This window comes from Tenggerimyces flavus, from assembly GCF_016907715.1.
Taxonomy (GTDB): domain Bacteria; phylum Actinomycetota; class Actinomycetes; order Propionibacteriales; family Actinopolymorphaceae; genus Tenggerimyces; species Tenggerimyces flavus.
Genome location: NZ_JAFBCM010000001.1, coordinates 4,010,510 through 4,026,520, shown reverse-complemented (window position 1 = coordinate 4,026,520; position 16,011 = coordinate 4,010,510). Strand labels below are relative to the sequence as shown.

The following is a 16,011-nucleotide window of genomic DNA, read 5'->3' as shown; positions in this document are numbered from 1 at the left end:
CCGCCCGTTTCACCATCTGAAAACCCAGGGACTACCGGACCGCCGACCCCGAGCCGAGACTCGGAGAGTGGAAGTCGACCAATCCATCGAAAGCGCCCTGCGCACCGTCTACGACCCGTGTTGCCGGGACAAGGGCATCTCCGTCGTCGACATGGGCCTCCTTCACAAGGCCACCGTGTCCACCGACGGCGTCGCCGAGGTCGACCTCCTGCTCACCTCGGGCTGGTGCCCGTTCGCCGCCAACGTGCTGACCGACATCGAGGACGCCGTGGCCGCCCTCCCCGGCGTGCACAAGGCCGAGGTACGCATCGTCTGGGACCACGTCTGGAGCCCCGACCGGCTCTCCACAGAAGCACAGACCAAGCTCCGCTTCCTGCCCCCACCCGTCGCCGCCGGATCTCCAGCGGCCTACCTCGCCACCCTGAACGCAGCGAAGGAGGAACCGTGATCGGCGATGCGTTCGTGTTCGACGGTGTCGCGCACCCGTTCAACTTCGAAAGCGACAACGCGTACGGCTCGGCCGGCCAGATGTTCTCCAACCACCTCTACGCCTTCCACGCCACCCTCACCCCCGAGGGCCAGAAGGTCATGCCGCCGGAAGAGTTCCTGCACAAGTGGACCATCGACGAGATCAGCGAGATGGTCTACCAGAAGTCCGACACCGACATGCTCGTCGCGATGCCCCTCCCGCTGACCGACCTCTACAAGGACGGCCTGTCGCCCTGGGAGGACTGCGCCAAGCTCGCCCAGCGTGATCCCGACCGCACCATCTTCTGGGGCACGGTCAACCCGCTCGAGGGCAAGAAGGCGCTCGACGACGTCACCCGGCAGGTCGAGGAGTACAACGCCAAGGCGTTCAAGTTCTACAACGTCCGGTACGAGGACGCCGGCCCCGTGCCCTGGCGGATGGACGACGCGAAGGTCGCGTTCCCCGTGTTCGAACGGATCCAGGAGCTCGGCATCAACCTCATCGGCGTCCACAAGGGCGTGCCGCTCGGCCCACAGCCGATCGAGCACACGCAGACCTGGGACATGGACGGCGCGGCCGCCAACTTCCCCGACATCAACTTCGTGATCTTCCATGTCGGCTTGCCGTTCATCGACGAGACCTGCTGGCAGCTGATCCGCTACCCCAACCTGCACGCCTCCCTCGCCGCCTCGATCAACTTCGTCGTCCGCGCGCCGCGACTGTTCGCCGAGCTCCTCGGCAAGCTGCTGTTCTGGTGCGGCGAGGACAAGATCGTGTACGGCTCGGAGGCACCGATCTGGCAACCCCAGTGGGCCCTCGAGGCGTTCTGGAACTTCGAGATCCCGCAGGACCTGTGCGACGGGTACGGCTATCCGCAGCTCACCGAGCAGGCCAAGCGCAAGATCCTCGGCGAGAACCTGCTCCGTCTGCACGGCATGGATGTCGAAGCCACCAAGGCGAAACTCGCCAGCTAGCCGCATGGTCGCGCTGGCGCGCTCTGAGCCGGGTGCTTGAACGTGGCCCCTTCCCCCTGGCCGAAGGGCCACGTCACCGGTCGGGTGCGGACCGTCCGGCCAGAGGGAAAGGACCACGGCACCCGGCTAGTCGCATGGTCGCGCTGGCGCGCTCTGAGCCGGGTGCTTGAACGTGGCCCCTTTCCTCTGGCCGAAGGGCCACGTCACCGGTTGGGTGCGGACCGTCCGGCCAGAGGAAAAGGACCACGGCACCCGACTAGATAGCCAGCTCCACGAACGCGATCCGCTCGTAGGGACCGTCCCCTCCGGTCTCGAAGAGCAGTCCGACGCGGCCGGTCGCGAGGACCACCAGGTCCGAGTACGCGGCCGGCGCGTCGGACACCTCGACCTCCGTACGCCACGTCGCGCCACGATCCGCACTGGAACGGACCGCCATCCCCCGGCGCGCCTCCGGGTCACTCGGCAGCGACAGCAACAGCCGAGACTCGTGGACCAGCACCGAACCCTGCACGACCGGACCAACAACAGCGGGAAGCGGTGCGTACGGCCGGTCGAACGACTCGCCACCGTCGCTGCTCGTCGCCTGCGCCCGCGTGCCAGCAGCAGACCCGTGCTGGTTGCGCGTGTTGAAGTAGAGCGTCCCGTCGGGCAGCTCCGCGACCGTAGTCTCGTTGGCGTTCACACCATCGTTGGAGGAATCCACCGCGCCGATCCGCCAGGTGTGCCCGCCGTCGTCGCTGAGCAGGACGTGCCCGCCGTACGCGGTCCCCACCGAGTGGTTCGCCGGAACGAGCAATCGCCCACTGTGCAAGGCGATTCCATGACAGGGACCGGTCGCGTACCAGCACCACTCCGGACGCTTCACGCTCTCCGTGAGGTCGCGAGGTGATGTCCAGGAAGCACCGTCGTCAAGGCTGCGTTGCACCAGCACCCGCCGGCTGTCAGCAGCCGACACCGAGCCCCGGAGCAGAGCCGACTCGGTCGCCGAACCAGCGTTGCGCGTCGACAGCAGCACGATGTCGCCGGTGGCCGGATCCACCACAGGAGCAGGGTTTCCGACCGTGTCCTCACCCTGCCGGCTGACGACGAGCAGCGGTCCCCACGTACGACCGCCGTCGAACGAACGCCGCAGCACGAGGTCGATATCGCCCGCGTCCCCAGCGCCACCGCGCCGCCCCTCGGCGAACGCGAGCAGCGTGCCAAGAGACGATCGAACGACGGCCGGGATCCGAAACGTGTGGTAGCCCTCAGCACCGGCGACGAAGACGTCGACGCTCACACCAGTCCAGCCTCGACGAGGTAGTCGCGCACGGCGGCGTGCTCCGCATCGTTCAACGGAATCATCGGCAGGCTTGTCGTTCCGGACGCGATCACCCCGCGATGCACGAGACCCGCCTTGAACGCACCGATGGCCGACGAGTACCGGCCCATCCGCGCCGCGTCGCCCACGTCGATCAGGCCGAACAACCGCGTCAACCGGCGCTGCTCGGCGGTAGCGGCAGCCCAGTCCCCCGCAAGAGCGAGCGAGTAGAGCCGCACGTACCCATGCGGATCGACGTTGCCGAGCCCCGGGACGATGCCGTGAACGCCAGCCAGCAAAGCAAGATCGGCGAGCGTCTCCGATCCCGTGAACACCCTGAAGTCCGGCCGGTCGACAGCGGCGAGCACCGCACGCATGCCGTCGATCGACCCGCTGGAGTCCTTGACCCCGTCGAGCGTCCCGTCCGCGGCGAGCGACGCCACGACCGCGGTCGGAAGCTTCGTATGCACGGCGGTAGGGATGTCGTACGCGAGCAACGGCAGGTCGACGGCGGCCCGGAGCTCGCGGAAGTGGACGGCGATCTCGGCCGGATGCGTCGGCGCGTAGAACGGCGCGGTGGCGACCAACGCCGACGCGCGCAGCTTCTCCGCCACCCGGGCGTGCTCCACGACACGCGGCGTCGTCATGTCGATGACGCCCGCGAACACCGGCACCTGACCCGCAGCGACACCGACCACGACCTCGAGCGCCCGCGCACGCAGTTCGTCGGGCAGGTAGGCCGTCTCCCCCGTCGAGCCGCCGACGAACAGCCCGGCGACGTCCGCCGACAGCAGGAACGCGCAGAGCCGCTCCAACGAGGCGACATCGAGCTCGCGGTCAGCGGTGAGGGGGGTGCAGACGGGCGGGATCACTCCCGCGGGGACGACCGGCAGCGCCGGAACGGGCATGCCGCTCCTCCTCCAAACATTGGACGTGGGATGTCCGTTCCTGGACGGTACGCTGAGACCGGCGCCAGTGACAAGCGGGCAAGATCCTGAGGGCGGTGGAATGGCAAGTTCCGGTCGGCAGCTCGAGGGCCGCATCATCGATCTGATCTTCGAGCACGGCCTCTCCACGGGCGCGGCGATGCCGCCGGAGCCGCAGCTGGTGGCGACGCTGGGCGCCAGCCGCAACTCCGTCCGCGAGGCGCTGCGCGCGCTGCACACGTTGGGGATCGTGGAGATCCGGCACGGGTACGGAACGTTCGTCGGCCAGGCACCGCTGACCGCGGTCGCGCCGGGCCTGTTGTTCCGTACGCGGCTCTCGGTCCGCGACGACCCGGCCGCGCTGGCCGACCTGGTGCAGACGAGGGAGCTGCTGGAGCTCGGCCTCCTCGACGACGTGGTCAAGGCCGTCGACGACGCGCTGCTCACCGACCTCGAGACCGCCGCCGCGGCGATGCGTACGGGCTCGGTGAGCACGCTTGCCGACGCCGACCGCCGCTTCCACCAGACGCTCTACCGGTCGGCGGGGAATGAGCTCGCGGCACAGCTGATCGACCTGTTCTGGGACATCTACCACCAGGTCGAGGCCGAGCTCGAACCACCGTATGTCGACCGCGAACGCATCGCCGCCGACCACCTCCGCATCGTCGACGCCCTCCGCTCTGGCGACGTCGACACCGTGCGCGCGGCGGTCCGCGAGCATTTCAAGGACCTCGGCGCCCGGGTTGAGCACGTTCGTCGCTAGGTAGGCAGGTTGCCTGGCCAGACAACGCGGCACTGAGCGGGCTCCGGCCTTACGCTCCTGACAACACGGGGAGGTAAGGGAGGGCAGAGATGAGTCCTTGGGAGATCTACCTAGCTCTACTGGCGGTGCCGGTCGTCGTCTGCGTCGGATGGATCGCCGTCGCGTACCTGCCGAAGCGACAGCCGGTCGACCTCGAGCGGCCGCTGAACGTCCACGAAGTCGCCTACCTGGCCGGCGGCGACATCCGCGTGGTCGAGACCGCGATCGCCGGGCTGGTCGAACGCGGAGTCCTGCGGCCGAGCAGCGACGGGAAGGTTCTCGCCACCGGCGAGAAGCCGTCCGACCCGCTGGAGGCGGCCGTGGTCGCCGCGGCGACGGGCAAGTCGACATGGTCGATCGTCCGGCGGGTCAGGCTCTCGGCGCACGTCCAGGCCTTGGCCGTCGAGCTCGAACGCCGCGGCCTGGTCGCACCGAGGAGCAGGGCGCGCCACGTCTTCCGCACGGTGTTTCGGATGTACGTGGCGCTGCTCGCGGCCGGCTTCACGATGCTGGTCACGCTGCTCGTCCAGGGCCGCCCGATCGGGATGACGCCGTTGCTGATCGTGCTCAACGTGGTCGCCTGCCTGGTCAGCCTCAAGGCGACGAAGCGGTACCTACCCGCACAGAACACGAACGAAGGACGAGTCGCCCTGAGCCAAGCGCGCCGACAGCAGACGGCGCTGCTCTTCGGCGCCACCGGCGCGGTGGCGTTCGCTGGGCTCGGCGCGTACCCGGACCAGACCATCGGGCATGCACTCGAGTTCCCGTCCAACGCCGGCGGCGGTGGCTTCTTCGGCTCAGGCGGCGACGGTGGTCACGGTGGCGGCCACGACGGTGGTGGGTCCGGCTGCGCTGGCGGAGGCGGCTGCGGCGGTGGGGGTGGCTGTGGTGGCGGCGGGGGCTGACCTCGGCGTCGGCATCGGCTGGCGGCCCGAGCTCGACCTGTCCATCCCCCGGCTGCCGGGGGTGGACTGGGTCGAGGTCGTCGCCGAGAACCTGCACGTCGGACAGCTGCCCGAGTCGCTCACCGGGCTCGGGTTGCCCGTCCTCCCGCACGCGGTCTCACTCTCGCTGGGCGGAGCCGAGCCGGTCGACACCCGGCGCGTCGAGCACCTCGCCACCGTCGCCGAGGAGCTTGGCGCGCCGGTCGCCAGCGACCACGTGTGCTTCGTGCGCGCGGACGGCCTCGACTCCGGGCATCTGATGCCGTTGCCCCGTACCCGCGATGCCCTGAACGTCCTTGTGGACAATGTCAAACTGACCCAGTCCATCGTAGGCGTCCCGTTCGCACTGGAGAACGTCGCCGCGGTGCTGGAGTGGCCGGACAACGAGCTGACCGAGGCCCAGTTCCTGCACGAGCTGACCGAACGTACCGGCTGCCTGCTGATCATCGACGTCGCCAACCTGTATGCGAACGCGCGCAACCTCGGCACGGATCCGACCGAGTTCCTGGACGAGATCCCGTGGGAGCGGCTCGCGTACGTCCACGTCGGCGGCGGCATCGAACGGGACGGCTTCTACCACGACACGCACGCGCATCCGATCGTCCCGCAGGTGCTCGACCTGCTCGCGGAGCTGCGGTCCAGGACGAATCCGCCCGGGGTACTGCTCGAACGCGACGACGACTACCCGCCCGACGCCGAGCTCACCGCCGAGCTGGCGGCCATCCGCACGGCGGTGAAGCGGTGACCACCGCTCGCGAGCGGCTCGCCGCACAGCAGGCCCAGCTCCTCCGTGCCCTGCTCGCGGGCGGCACTGCACCCCCAGGCTTCGATCCACGGCACCTCGATACCGCGGCGACCACGCTGCGGAACAAGCGCAGGAGGATCGTCGGCCGCCTCCGCCCGGACCTGTTCGAGCAGGTGGGCGACCGCTTCGCCGAGCTGTTCGACCGCTACGCCGCCGAGCACCCGAAGGACCAGCACACGCGCGCCCGCCCGGACGCCGACCGCTTCGGCAGCTGGCTGGCCGAGCACAAAGAGCTGCCGCGACGAAGAATCTGGGACCGACTCAGGCCAGCGCGGCGGTGATCTCGTCGCGCGTCGGCATCGAGGTGCTGGCCCCTTCGCGTTCGACCGACAGGGCCGCCGCGGCGGTGGCCCATTCGAGAGCCTCGCGCATCGGCTTGCCCTCTCCCAGCGCGACAGCCAGGGCGCCGACGAACGTGTCGCCGGCGGCGGTGGTGTCGACAGCCTTCGTCGAACGGGCGGGAACGTGTTCGCGCGCGCCGGACCGGGACAGCCACAACGAGCCGCGCGATCCCATCGTCACGACCACGTCGGGCACCTTCTCCAACAGCTCGATGCCGGCCGACATCACGTCGTGCTGCGCGGCCAGCACGCGAGCCTCGTGCTCGTTCGGCACCAGGATGTCCACCGCGTCCAGCAACGAAGCGGGCAGGTCCTGCGCCGGCGCCGGCGTCAACACAACCTTGACACCGCGAGAACGTGCCGTCACCGCGGCCTTCTCCACCGCGGCCAGCGGCAGCTCCAGCTGGAGCAGCACGTACTGCGCCCCGTTCAGCCCCGCGAGCTGATGAGAAGTCGGCTCCACGGAGGCGTTCGCCCCCGGCACCACCACGATCGAGTTGTCGCCGCTGGCCTCCACCAGGATGTGCGCCGTGCCGGTCGACACGTCCAACTCGCGGGACACGCCCGTCGTCTCGACCCCGGCGGACTCCATGACCTCGACGATCTGGTCGCCGTGGGTGTCGTCGCCGACCGCGCCGACCATCCGGACCGAGCCGCCGGCGCGCGCCGCGGCGATCGCCTGGTTCGCGCCCTTGCCACCGGGGATCGTCACGAACCGCGACCCCGAGACGGTCTCCCCCAGCGAAGGTGAACGTTCGGCGAACACGACGAGGTCCATGTTCGCACTGCCCACCACACAAATCCGCGCACGCGCCATGCCGCACAACCTACCTACGGAACACACCTGCCGCAGCGGCCGCGAGCACCGTTGAGACGGCCACCTCCGCCATCCGCGCGTCCAGCGGCTCGCGCGTGATCACCAACCGGTAGAAGAACGGCGCCGAGAACGTGCGGATCACCTCCACCACGTCGGTGTCCTCCGGCAGCTCGCCTCGCGTGACGGCGCGCGAGACGATCACCGCGGCCTGCTCGTGCCGTGCCTGGTAGAACGCGGTCAGCGCCTCGGCGGCACGCGGCGACTGGCCAGCCGCGAAGATCACCGCCTCACTCGGCCGCAGCGTCTCCGGGTGCGTGAACGCGTCGAGCAGCACCGCGCCGAGGTGGCGCAGGTCGCCGTCCAACGTCCCCGTGTCCGGTACGTCCCACGGCTCGACGCTCGACCACGCGAGCGCGTCGGCCAGCAACCCGTCGACGCCGCCCCACCGCCGGTAGAGCGTCGTCTTGTGCACGCCGGACCGCTGCGCGACGCGCTCGACAGTGAGCTCGGCGTACCCGCGCGCGGCCAGTTCGTCGTACGTCGCCGCGATCACCGCCTCGCGCACCCGGGCGGTCCGCCCACCCGGCCGACGCCCCACCGACTTGCCTTCGTCCGCCATGCGTGAGATGCTAACGCTACTTGAGTAGCATTAGCGAGCTCCCGGAGGTGCGTGATGGGCAAGGTCTTCGACCGCTGACCAGCGGCCCGAGTCCTGTCCCTGCACGCCTCGCGGGAGTTCTCCGTATGCGATCCCAACTCACCTTGCGACACGTCTCGAAGTCCTACGCCGATCGGCTCGTTCTGGACGACGTGTCCCTCACCATCACCCCCGGCGAGCACGTCGGCATCGTCGGCGAGAACGGTGCCGGCAAGTCCACCCTGCTCCGGCTGATCGCCGGGCAGGAACCACCGGACGACGGCGAGCTGCTCGTCGCCGCCGACGGCGTCGGCCACCTCGCGCAGATCATCGACCTGCCACCCGAGACCACGGTTCTAGGCGCGATCGACAGCGCCCTCGCCGACCTGCGGGCGATCGAACGTCGCCTCCAGGAGGTCGGCGAGGACCAGGTCGACGAGTACGCCGAGCTGCTCGCCGCGTTCGAGCTGCGCGGCGGGTACGACGCCGACGCTCGCGTCGCCGCGGCCATGCACGGCCTCGGTATCGGCGACCTCCCCCACGAGCGAAGCATGGACACGCTCTCCGGCGGCGAGCAGTCCCGCCTCGCGCTCGCCTGCCTGATCGCCGCCGCGTCGGAGCTGATGCTGCTCGACGAGCCCACCAACCATCTCGACGACGCTGCCCTCGACTGGCTCGAGACCCACCTGCGCGCACATCGTGGAACGGTCGTGGCGGTCTCGCACGACCGGACGTTCCTCGAACGCGTCGCGACCGCGTTGCTCGAGATCGACGCCGACCGCCATGTGGTCCAGCGCTACGGCAACGGATACGAGGGATTCCTCAAGGAGAAGGCCGCCGAGCGGCAACGCTGGGAGCAGTCGTACGCGGTCTGGTGCGCCGACCTTTCGCAGCAGGAGCTCCGTGCTGCGACCACCGCCCGGCGGGTGGGCCACAATCATCCGATCAAGGACCGCAACAAGATGGACCACTTCGGCATGGGACAGCGCGTACAGCACCAGGTCTCCAGCCGTGTCCGCAATGCCGAGGAACGGATCCGCCGGCTGCGCGCCGATCCCGTACCCAGGCCACCGGAGCCGCTCGCGTTCACCGCGAAGCTGACCGCCGAGAAGACGGACCGCCAACTGCTGCAGGCGAACGGGCTCCGCATCGCCGGACGGCTCGAGGTCGACGACCTTGCGCTGGAAGCCGGCGATCGGCTGCTGATCCACGGACCGAACGGCGCGGGCAAGACGACCTTGCTTCGGGTGCTCGCGGGCACGCTTGTCCCGGAGGACGGCGAGGTCGAGCGGAATGCGTCGATCGGCGTCCTCGGCCAGCAGATCGAGTTCACCGACGACCGCAGGTCGGCGTTGGCGACGTTCGCCGGCGGCAGGCCGGGAACGCGGGAGGAGTTCGCCGAACGCCTGTTGAGATTCGGCCTGTTCCGTACGGCAGACCTGCGCAAACCGGTCGGCACGCTCTCGGTCGGCCAACGCCGGCGGCTCGCGCTCGCGCGGGTCCTCGACGAGAACGTCGACCTGCTGCTGCTCGACGAACCGACCAACCACCTCTCCCCCGCCCTGGTCGAGGAACTGGAGGCCGCCCTGCAGACGTACGAAGGCGCGGTCGTGGTCGTGACCCACGACCGGCTGCTCCGTCGCCGCTTCCCCGGCCCACAACGAGAGATGCGCGCCGGCCGCCTCGCCGCCGCCGCTTGAGAGGACGACACCGAATGGCCAACATCCCCAGCCCCGACCAGCTGCATCCGATGGCGGGCGTCGACCGCGTCGCATTCCTCAAGCCGCAGATCACGTCGGAGAAGATCCTCGTCGGCGACTACTCGTACTACGACGATCCCGACGCCTCGACGGACTTCGAGAGCAGCAACGTGCTCTACGCGTACGGGCCGGAGAAGCTCGTCATCGGCAAGTACTGCGCGATCGCGTCCGGCACACGGTTCATCATGGCCGGCGCGAACCACTTCACCGGTGGCGTCTCGACGTTCCCCTTCGGGATCTTCGGCGGTACCTGGCAGGACGACACGATGGACATCGTGATGTCCGCTCCGAGTCGCGGCGACACCGTGGTGGGCAACGACGTCTGGCTCGGCTACCAGTGCCTGGTCATGCCCGGCGTCACCATCGGCGACGGCGCGATCGTGGCCGCCGGCTCGGTCGTGGTCAGCGATCTCCCGCCGTACACGGTCGCCGGCGGCAACCCCGCCAAGCCGATCAGGCAGCGCTTCGACGACGCCGACGTCGAGCGCCTACTCGACGCCGCCTGGTGGGACTGGCCGGTCGAGCTCGTCACCCAGCACGCCCGCACGATCATGGCCGGCACACCCGCCGAGATCGAGCGGATCGCCAACGAGCACAGGAAGAGTTAGAGCACGACTACCAGCCTCCTCCCACCGAGGTCGGTCCGCTGCCACGCGGCCTCGATGTCGCTGAGCGGCACGCGTTCGACCGAGAACGTGAGCGAGCCCGACCGCGACCACTCGACGATCTGCGCGAAAGCCTCGCCCATCGACTCCGCGGTGAAGCCCTTGGCCGCGCCGCAGATCTCCACGCCGGACGTACGCAACGCCTCGCCGGACAAGGCGATCGTCGACCCGGCCAGCTCGCCGACCTGGATCAGCCGGGTCGGCTTGGCGAGCGCGAACGAGTCAGGCGTCAACGCACGAAGGAGAATCTCCGTGGGCCGTCCCCAGAGATAGTCCAGCACCACGTCGTACCCGTCGCCACACGCGGCCGCGTACGCCTTCGCCAGCTCGTCGTCGGGCAAGGACGTGTCGATCACCGCGTCCGCACCGAGGGCGAGCACCTCCTCCAACTGCGCAGCGTTGCGGCCGGTCGCGACGACCCGCCCGGCCCCGAGCAGCTTCGCGACCTGGACCGCGAGCCGGCCGGCGACGCCCGTACCGCCCTGCACCAGCACGGTCTCGCCCGGAACGAACCCGCCAGCTGACCGGATAGACATGCCCGTCATCGCCGAGCTCAGCACGGTCGCGGCGACCGGATCGAGCCCTTCGGCCATCGGCACGGTCGCCTCCCGCGACACCACCGTCTTCTCCGCGAGCGCTCCGTACGGCAGCCGCGGGCCGCCGAACCCCACGAGCGTCCCGTCCGGCAACGCCCCGATGCCATCGAACACCGGGATCACCGGCAGCTTCTCGACGTACCGCGAACTCGCGTAGTGCGTACCCGCCGCGATCGCCTTGTCGACGTTCTCGACAGCGACCGCGCGCACGTCGATGACCACCTCGCCCTCGCCCGCCACCGGGTCCGGGAAGTCCTCGTACCGAGGCACCCCGCCCACCTCGTGCAACACCGCAGCCTTCATGACAAGCCTCCCTATCAGCGATAGGGAGAATCTATCACCGATAGACTGCAACGATGGCCATGGATGTGGAAAAGATCGTCACCGAAGCGGTCGCGCTGCTGGACGCCGACGGCCTGGAGGGCGTGACGCTGCGCAAGCTCGCCGCGCGGCTGGAGGTCAAGCAGCCGTCCCTCTACTGGCACCTGCCGAACAAGGCGGCGCTCGTCAACGCGATCGCCGAGCGCATCCTCGACGACGAGTTCCCCAAGCTCCCAGCACAGGCCGCGGACCAGCCGTGGCAGGACTGGCTGACCGACCTCGCCGTACGCCTGCGCCGCGCGCTCCTCGCCCACCAGGACGGCGCGCGCATCATCTCCGCCGCGCACTTCTCGAGGAAGATGGCGGCGCTGTCCGAGCTCGCCATCGGCACCCTCACGGCCCGCGGCATCGCCCTGCACCAGGCCCGCCTGATCGTCCTGACCGTGGAGCACTTCACCGTCGGTCACACCCTCGCCGAGCAGTCCCCCCGGCCGGAGAGCAACGAGGTGACCGGCTTCGACCTCGACGCGTTCACCGAGCAGCACCCGATGACGGTGGCCAGCATCACCGAGTACTTCGGCCCGGCGCGCACCGTCGACGACCTGTTCCGCGACTGCCTGGACATCGTCGTCGCAGGCGCAATGGCGCGGTCAGCCGGCTAGCTCGGGGTTCTTCGGGAACTGCTCGCGCGCCTTCCGAGCGATCCGCCGGATCAGCAACACGTCGAGCACGCCGCCGATCAGGCCGCCGATGATCGGGACCGCGCGCCCGAAGCGGGCCAGGCCCTTCTGGCCGAGCTTCACCACGATCCGGAACGCCACGCCCTTGTTCACGACCATCAGCAACGACGGCGGCACGCGGCGCAGCGCGATCGCGGTGACGCGGCCGGATACAGGGGCCACGCCCGCCTTGGCGAGCAGGTCGGTCGCGTCCGAGCCCGTCAGCGTGAGCAGGATCGCCGTCCGCACGTCCGCCGCCGTCGTGTCGTACCCGCGCGCCGCGGCGATCGAGCCGACCATTCGGGTGGCCAGGACGTAGAAGCTGAGGACGTTCGCCGGCAGCGCGACCGGGAGCGTCACGAAGCCGCCCAGCCCGGTGACGAAGCCGCCGCCGGCGGCCATCCGGGAGTGGTTGGAGACGATCCGGTCGATCGACGCCTCGGTCTCGCCCGTCTTCGCGTACGCACGCCGCGCCACCTCGGCCGCGGACGGCAGCTTGCCGGCGCCGTCCACGCCTACCCGCAGCAGGTGCTGGACGAGGGCATCGACGACGCGGTTGGCCTGGGAGTCCTTTTCGCTCACGAAGATCGAGTATGCCCCGTCGAGCGCCTTAGAACCGCCACTCACGGTCAGCACCGTTGACCAGCAGTGTGGTCCGCATTACGTTCTGGCCCAATCGGCCGGCTCGGGGTGGGACGGCTGCCACGGGGGCGAACGCTGTCCGGAGGGGACAGTGTCACGGCCCGAGGGGGGATCGCCTCGCATGCGCATACCCAAGTTCCGCCTGCTCGCGGGCGGCGCCATCGCCGCGCTGGTGGGCGCGACGTTGCTGCCGTCCACCGCGGCCGGCGCGCCACCGCCGCTGGGTGACCAGCTGGCCATCCCAGGCGGGAAGGTGACGGCGACGTTCGGCAAGTCCGCCGACCTCGACCCGAGCCTGCGTACCGCCAAGGGAACGGTCAACGTCACCGTCGGTCTCGCCGACGCCTCGCTCGCCGAGCAGGTCGTCGCGAGCGGCAACACGTTGTCGAAGTCGCAACAGCAGCAGTACGTCAACGGCCTGAAGGCCAAGCAGTCCACGGTCGGCTCGGCCATCAAGGGACTCGGCGGTAGAGAACGCGCAAGGCTGCAGAAATCGCTCAACTCGGTCGTCGTCGCCATCGACGCGTCCAAAGTGGACGAGGTCGCCGCGATCCCCGGGGTCGAGTCCGTACGAAGGCTGTACAACTACCAGCTCGACCTCTCCGAGACCGTTCCGTACATCGGCGCGACCGCCCTGCACGAGCGCAACCCCACCTTGACAGGCAAGGGGATCCGCGTCGCCGTACTCGACAGCGGCATCGACTACACCCACGTTCGGTTCGGCGGAGCAGGCACGGCTCAGGCGTATGCGGACGCGTACGGCACGTCCGTCACCGACCCCAAGACCACGACACCCGACGGGTTGTTCCCGACCAGCAAGGTGATCGGCGGCTTCGACTTCGTCGGCGAGAAGTGGCCGAACGGGCCGATCGAGCCCGACCCCGACCCGATCGACTGCGGCACGTCCGCGATCGCCGCGCCCTGTGCCGGCGGGCACGGCAGCCATGTCGCCTCGATCATCGCCGGCAACAACGGCGTCGCGCCGGACGCGAAGCTGTACATGGCGAAGGTCTGCAGCGCGGTCTCCAGCTCCTGCGACGGACCCGCGATCCTGCAGGGCATCGAGTTCGCGCTCGACCCGAACGGCGACGGCGACGTCAGCGACGCCGCGGACGTGGTCAACCTGTCGCTCGGCTCGCCGTACGGGCAGCCCGAGGACGACTCCTCCGCCGCACTCGCCAACGCCATCGAGCTGGGCGTGGTGGTCGTCACCTCGTCCGGCAACTCCGGCGACAAGCCGTACATCACCGGCTCCCCCGGCTCGACGCCCGGCATCATCGCCACCGCGCAGACGAACGTCCCGAGCGCGCGGCACTTCGTCCTGCGGATCGGCAGTGACGTGCACAAGAACACGAACGTCGTCGACTGGGCGCCGATCACGACCGGCTTCACCGGCGACGTCAAGTACGGCGCCACGGCGGCCGACCAGCTCGGCTGCGAGGCGTACCCGTCCGGCTTCTTCGCCGGCAAGGTGGCGCTGCTCGACCGCGGCACCTGCTCGATCAGCATCAAGGTCGACAACGCCGCCGACGCGGGCGCGATCGGCGTGCTGGTCGCGAACAACGCGCCCGGCGCGGCGCCGTCGTTCTCCTTCGGCGGACCCGCGACGTTCGACCCGCAGCAGACGCTGATCATCGGCCAGGAGCACGGCACGACGATCAAGGCAGCGCTGGCGTCCGGACCGGTGACCGCCGCGGTCGACCCGGCCGACGCCGTGTCGCTGAAGGGCTCGATGGTCGCGACGTCGTCGCGCGGGCCGAACTACGCCACGGAGATCAAGCCGGACATCGGTGCGCCCGGTGCGTCGGTCTCGGCCGAAGCGGGAACGGGTACGGGCGAAACCGCGTTCGGCGGCACGTCCGGGGCGGCTCCGATGGTGGCCGGCTCGGCCGCACTGCTCCGGCAGGCCTATCCGAAGCGCGATCCGCTCGAGATCAAGGCGGCCCTGCAGAACAACGCGGACACCGACATCCTCATCAACCCGGTCACCCAACCGGGTGTGCTCGCGGAGATCAGCCGCGTCGGTGCCGGCGAGGTCCGGGTCGACGCGGCGGCCGACGCCAAGGTCGCGGCCTGGGACGACGACGAGCCCACCGCCGGTCTGTCGTTCGGCTTCCAGCCGGCGAACGACGATGTCGTTGTACGCAAGACCGTTCGGGTACGGAACTACTCCTCGCAGTCGCGAACGTTCCAGCTCGGTTCGTCGTTCCGGTACGCGAACGACGAGGCGAACGGTGCCGTCGAGCTCGACACGCCGGCCTCGGTGACCGTTCCCGGCAACCGCACCAAGACGTTCCGCGTGACGATGCGGATCGACGCCGACAAGCTGCCGGACTGGGGTCTCGACAGCGGTCCGAACGGTGCGACGGGCAGCCTGCTCGCCGGCAACGAGTACGACGGCTATCTCACGCTGTCCCACCAGGGTGAGCAGATCAGCCTGCCGTGGCACGTTCTCCCGCACCGCAACGCCGACATCGAAGCCGACGAGGTCGTGCGGCTGCGGAACGGCGCTGCCTCGGTGCAGATCCGGAACGTCACCCGCAGCGGGCAGCCCGGCGAGCTCGCGGTGTTCGGTCTCATGGGCCAGAGCCCGCGGATTCCGAAGGCCGAACTGCCCAAGCCCGGTGGGAACCGCGCGGTGGTCGACCTGCGCTCGACCGGCGTCCGCGCCGGTGGGGACGTGATGCAGTTCGCTGTCAACACGTTCAACGAACACGAACACGCCAGCGCACCTGGCCAGTTCCGCATCCAGCTCGACACGAACCGGGACGGAACCGCCGACTGGACGGTGTTCAACGCCGACCTGACGGTGGGCTCGACCGGCCAGTACGACGGCAGGAACGTCGTGTGGATCCAGCAGGTCGGATCGACGACCGCGAACGCGTTCTTCTTCACCGACGCGGATCTGAACTCTGCCAACACGATCTTGACAGTGCCGTTGGCAGCGGTTGGCCTCACCCCGACGACGACGTTCGACTACACCGTGCAGGGTGTCGACTCGTACTTCACGAACGCGGTCACCGACCAGATCGCGGGGCTGACGTTCACCCCCAGCACGCCAAGGTTCGTTCCGTCGCTGTACGACTTCACGGTCGCGGCAGGCGCACGGACGACGCTCGGCGTGTCGGCACCGGCCGGCGGCGCGGCGGCCTCGCCTTCGCAAACCGGTCTGTTGCTGATGAAGCGGGACGCTCCCGACGGCGCTGAGGCCGATGTGGTCAAGGTGGTGGCGCAATCAGTGTCGTAGATATGTTCCGTCTACTACTCTGAGGCGGCCAAGCGTTGACGAGAAG

Annotated in this window: 16 protein-coding genes; 10 read left to right on the top strand and 6 right to left on the bottom strand. The window is 69.4% G+C overall.

The genetic code is table 11. The features are described from left to right. The first annotated feature begins 67 nt into the window (after positions 1-67). Both JOD67_RS18810 and JOD67_RS18805 read left to right on the top strand, forming a co-directional pair. Positions 68-448, top strand: coding sequence for a metal-sulfur cluster assembly factor (locus tag JOD67_RS18810; RefSeq protein WP_205118910.1), 381 nt, complete (start codon positions 68-70; stop codon positions 446-448). After that, positions 445-1,443: an amidohydrolase family protein gene (locus JOD67_RS18805; RefSeq protein ID WP_205118909.1), complete on the top strand. Its 999-nt coding sequence runs from the start codon at positions 445-447 to the stop codon at positions 1,441-1,443. The genes JOD67_RS18810 and JOD67_RS18805 overlap by 4 nt, the downstream gene beginning before the upstream one ends. A 256-nt stretch (positions 1,444-1,699) precedes the next feature. Here JOD67_RS18805 and JOD67_RS18800 read toward each other — a convergent pair whose 3' ends face one another. Both JOD67_RS18800 and JOD67_RS18795 read right to left on the bottom strand, forming a co-directional pair. Next, a complete protein-coding gene (locus JOD67_RS18800; RefSeq protein WP_205118908.1) occupies positions 1,700-2,722 on the bottom strand; it encodes a sialidase family protein in 1,023 nt (340 codons plus the stop codon). Next, complete coding sequence (locus tag JOD67_RS18795) at positions 2,719-3,651, bottom strand: dihydrodipicolinate synthase family protein (RefSeq protein ID WP_205118907.1); 933 nt, start codon at positions 3,649-3,651, stop codon at positions 2,719-2,721. The genes JOD67_RS18800 and JOD67_RS18795 overlap by 4 nt, the downstream gene beginning before the upstream one ends. A 100-nt stretch (positions 3,652-3,751) precedes the next feature. Here JOD67_RS18795 and JOD67_RS18790 point away from each other — a divergent pair, with 100 nt between their 5' ends. The 4 genes from JOD67_RS18790 to JOD67_RS18775 all read left to right on the top strand — a co-directional run bounded on the left by JOD67_RS18790 (position 3,752) and on the right by JOD67_RS18775 (position 6,501). Further along, entirely contained in the window at positions 3,752-4,432 is a 681-nt protein-coding gene (locus JOD67_RS18790) for a FadR/GntR family transcriptional regulator (protein WP_205118906.1), read from the top strand. 89 nt (positions 4,433-4,521) lie between these two features. After that, the gene (locus tag JOD67_RS18785; protein WP_205118905.1) at positions 4,522-5,376 is read left to right on the top strand and encodes a TIGR04222 domain-containing membrane protein; all 855 of its coding nucleotides are present in this window, start codon (positions 4,522-4,524) and stop codon (positions 5,374-5,376) included. Further along, positions 5,291-6,160 (top strand): MbnB/TglH/ChrH family RiPP precursor modification enzyme, encoded by an 870-nt coding sequence (locus JOD67_RS18780; protein WP_205118904.1) that lies wholly within the window; start codon positions 5,291-5,293, stop codon positions 6,158-6,160. The genes JOD67_RS18785 and JOD67_RS18780 overlap by 86 nt, the downstream gene beginning before the upstream one ends. Beyond that, positions 6,157-6,501 (top strand): SCO6045 C-terminal-like domain-containing protein, encoded by a 345-nt coding sequence (locus JOD67_RS18775; protein WP_205118903.1) that lies wholly within the window; start codon positions 6,157-6,159, stop codon positions 6,499-6,501. The genes JOD67_RS18780 and JOD67_RS18775 overlap by 4 nt, the downstream gene beginning before the upstream one ends. Here JOD67_RS18775 and rbsK read toward each other — a convergent pair. Next, the gene (rbsK, locus tag JOD67_RS18770) at positions 6,482-7,378 is read right to left on the bottom strand and encodes a ribokinase (protein WP_205118902.1); all 897 of its coding nucleotides are present in this window, start codon (positions 7,376-7,378) and stop codon (positions 6,482-6,484) included. The genes JOD67_RS18775 and rbsK overlap by 20 nt on opposite strands. 10 nt (positions 7,379-7,388) lie before the next feature. Next, complete coding sequence (locus JOD67_RS18765; RefSeq protein ID WP_239553908.1) at positions 7,389-7,997, bottom strand: TetR/AcrR family transcriptional regulator; 609 nt, start codon at positions 7,995-7,997, stop codon at positions 7,389-7,391. 125 nt (positions 7,998-8,122) lie between these two features. Between JOD67_RS18765 and abc-f the strand changes: the two genes are divergently transcribed. Further along, positions 8,123-9,715 carry a ribosomal protection-like ABC-F family protein gene (gene abc-f, locus JOD67_RS18760; protein WP_239553907.1) on the top strand — a complete coding sequence of 531 codons (1,593 nt, stop codon included), beginning with the start codon at positions 8,123-8,125 and terminating at the stop codon, positions 9,713-9,715. Positions 9,716-9,729: 14 nt separating this feature from the next. Beyond that, positions 9,730-10,383, top strand: a complete 654-nt coding sequence (locus JOD67_RS18755; protein WP_205118901.1) for a CatB-related O-acetyltransferase — start codon at positions 9,730-9,732, stop codon at positions 10,381-10,383. On the opposite strand, the gene JOD67_RS18750 is transcribed toward JOD67_RS18755, so the two are convergent. After that, complete coding sequence (locus JOD67_RS18750) at positions 10,380-11,339, bottom strand: quinone oxidoreductase family protein (RefSeq protein WP_205118900.1); 960 nt, start codon at positions 11,337-11,339, stop codon at positions 10,380-10,382. The genes JOD67_RS18755 and JOD67_RS18750 overlap by 4 nt on opposite strands. 53 nt (positions 11,340-11,392) lie before the next feature. Between JOD67_RS18750 and JOD67_RS18745 the strand changes: the two genes are divergently transcribed. Beyond that, positions 11,393-12,019, top strand: a complete 627-nt coding sequence (locus JOD67_RS18745; RefSeq protein WP_205118899.1) for a TetR/AcrR family transcriptional regulator C-terminal domain-containing protein — start codon at positions 11,393-11,395, stop codon at positions 12,017-12,019. On the opposite strand, the gene JOD67_RS18740 is transcribed toward JOD67_RS18745, so the two are convergent. Continuing rightward, positions 12,008-12,658 (bottom strand): EcsC family protein, encoded by a 651-nt coding sequence (locus tag JOD67_RS18740; RefSeq protein WP_205118898.1) that lies wholly within the window; start codon positions 12,656-12,658, stop codon positions 12,008-12,010. The two genes, JOD67_RS18745 and JOD67_RS18740, sit on opposite strands and share 12 nt — an antisense overlap. A gap of 181 nt (positions 12,659-12,839) precedes the next feature. Between JOD67_RS18740 and JOD67_RS18735 the strand changes: the two genes are divergently transcribed. Continuing rightward, complete coding sequence (locus tag JOD67_RS18735; protein ID WP_205118897.1) at positions 12,840-15,965, top strand: S8 family peptidase; 3,126 nt, start codon at positions 12,840-12,842, stop codon at positions 15,963-15,965. The last annotated feature ends 46 nt before the right edge of the window (positions 15,966-16,011 follow it).

Bases quoted from the DNA above. Each gene is read 5' to 3' on its own strand.
- JOD67_RS18795 (WP_205118907.1), bottom strand. From the start codon at position 3,651: ATGCCCGTTCCGGCGCTGCCGGTCGTCCCCGCGGGAGTGATCCCGCCC.
- JOD67_RS18790 (WP_205118906.1), top strand. From the start codon at position 3,752: ATGGCAAGTTCCGGTCGGCAGCTCGAGGGCCGCATCATCGATCTGATC.
- JOD67_RS18785 (WP_205118905.1), top strand. From the start codon at position 4,522: ATGAGTCCTTGGGAGATCTACCTAGCTCTACTGGCGGTGCCGGTCGTC.
- rbsK (WP_205118902.1), bottom strand. From the start codon at position 7,378: ATGGCGCGTGCGCGGATTTGTGTGGTGGGCAGTGCGAACATGGACCTC.
- JOD67_RS18765 (WP_239553908.1), bottom strand. From the start codon at position 7,997: ATGGCGGACGAAGGCAAGTCGGTGGGGCGTCGGCCGGGTGGGCGGACC.
- abc-f (WP_239553907.1), top strand. From the start codon at position 8,123: ATGCGATCCCAACTCACCTTGCGACACGTCTCGAAGTCCTACGCCGAT.
- JOD67_RS18755 (WP_205118901.1), top strand. From the start codon at position 9,730: ATGGCCAACATCCCCAGCCCCGACCAGCTGCATCCGATGGCGGGCGTC.
- JOD67_RS18750 (WP_205118900.1), bottom strand. From the start codon at position 11,339: ATGAAGGCTGCGGTGTTGCACGAGGTGGGCGGGGTGCCTCGGTACGAG.
- JOD67_RS18745 (WP_205118899.1), top strand. From the start codon at position 11,393: ATGGCCATGGATGTGGAAAAGATCGTCACCGAAGCGGTCGCGCTGCTG.
- JOD67_RS18735 (WP_205118897.1), top strand. From the start codon at position 12,840: ATGCGCATACCCAAGTTCCGCCTGCTCGCGGGCGGCGCCATCGCCGCG.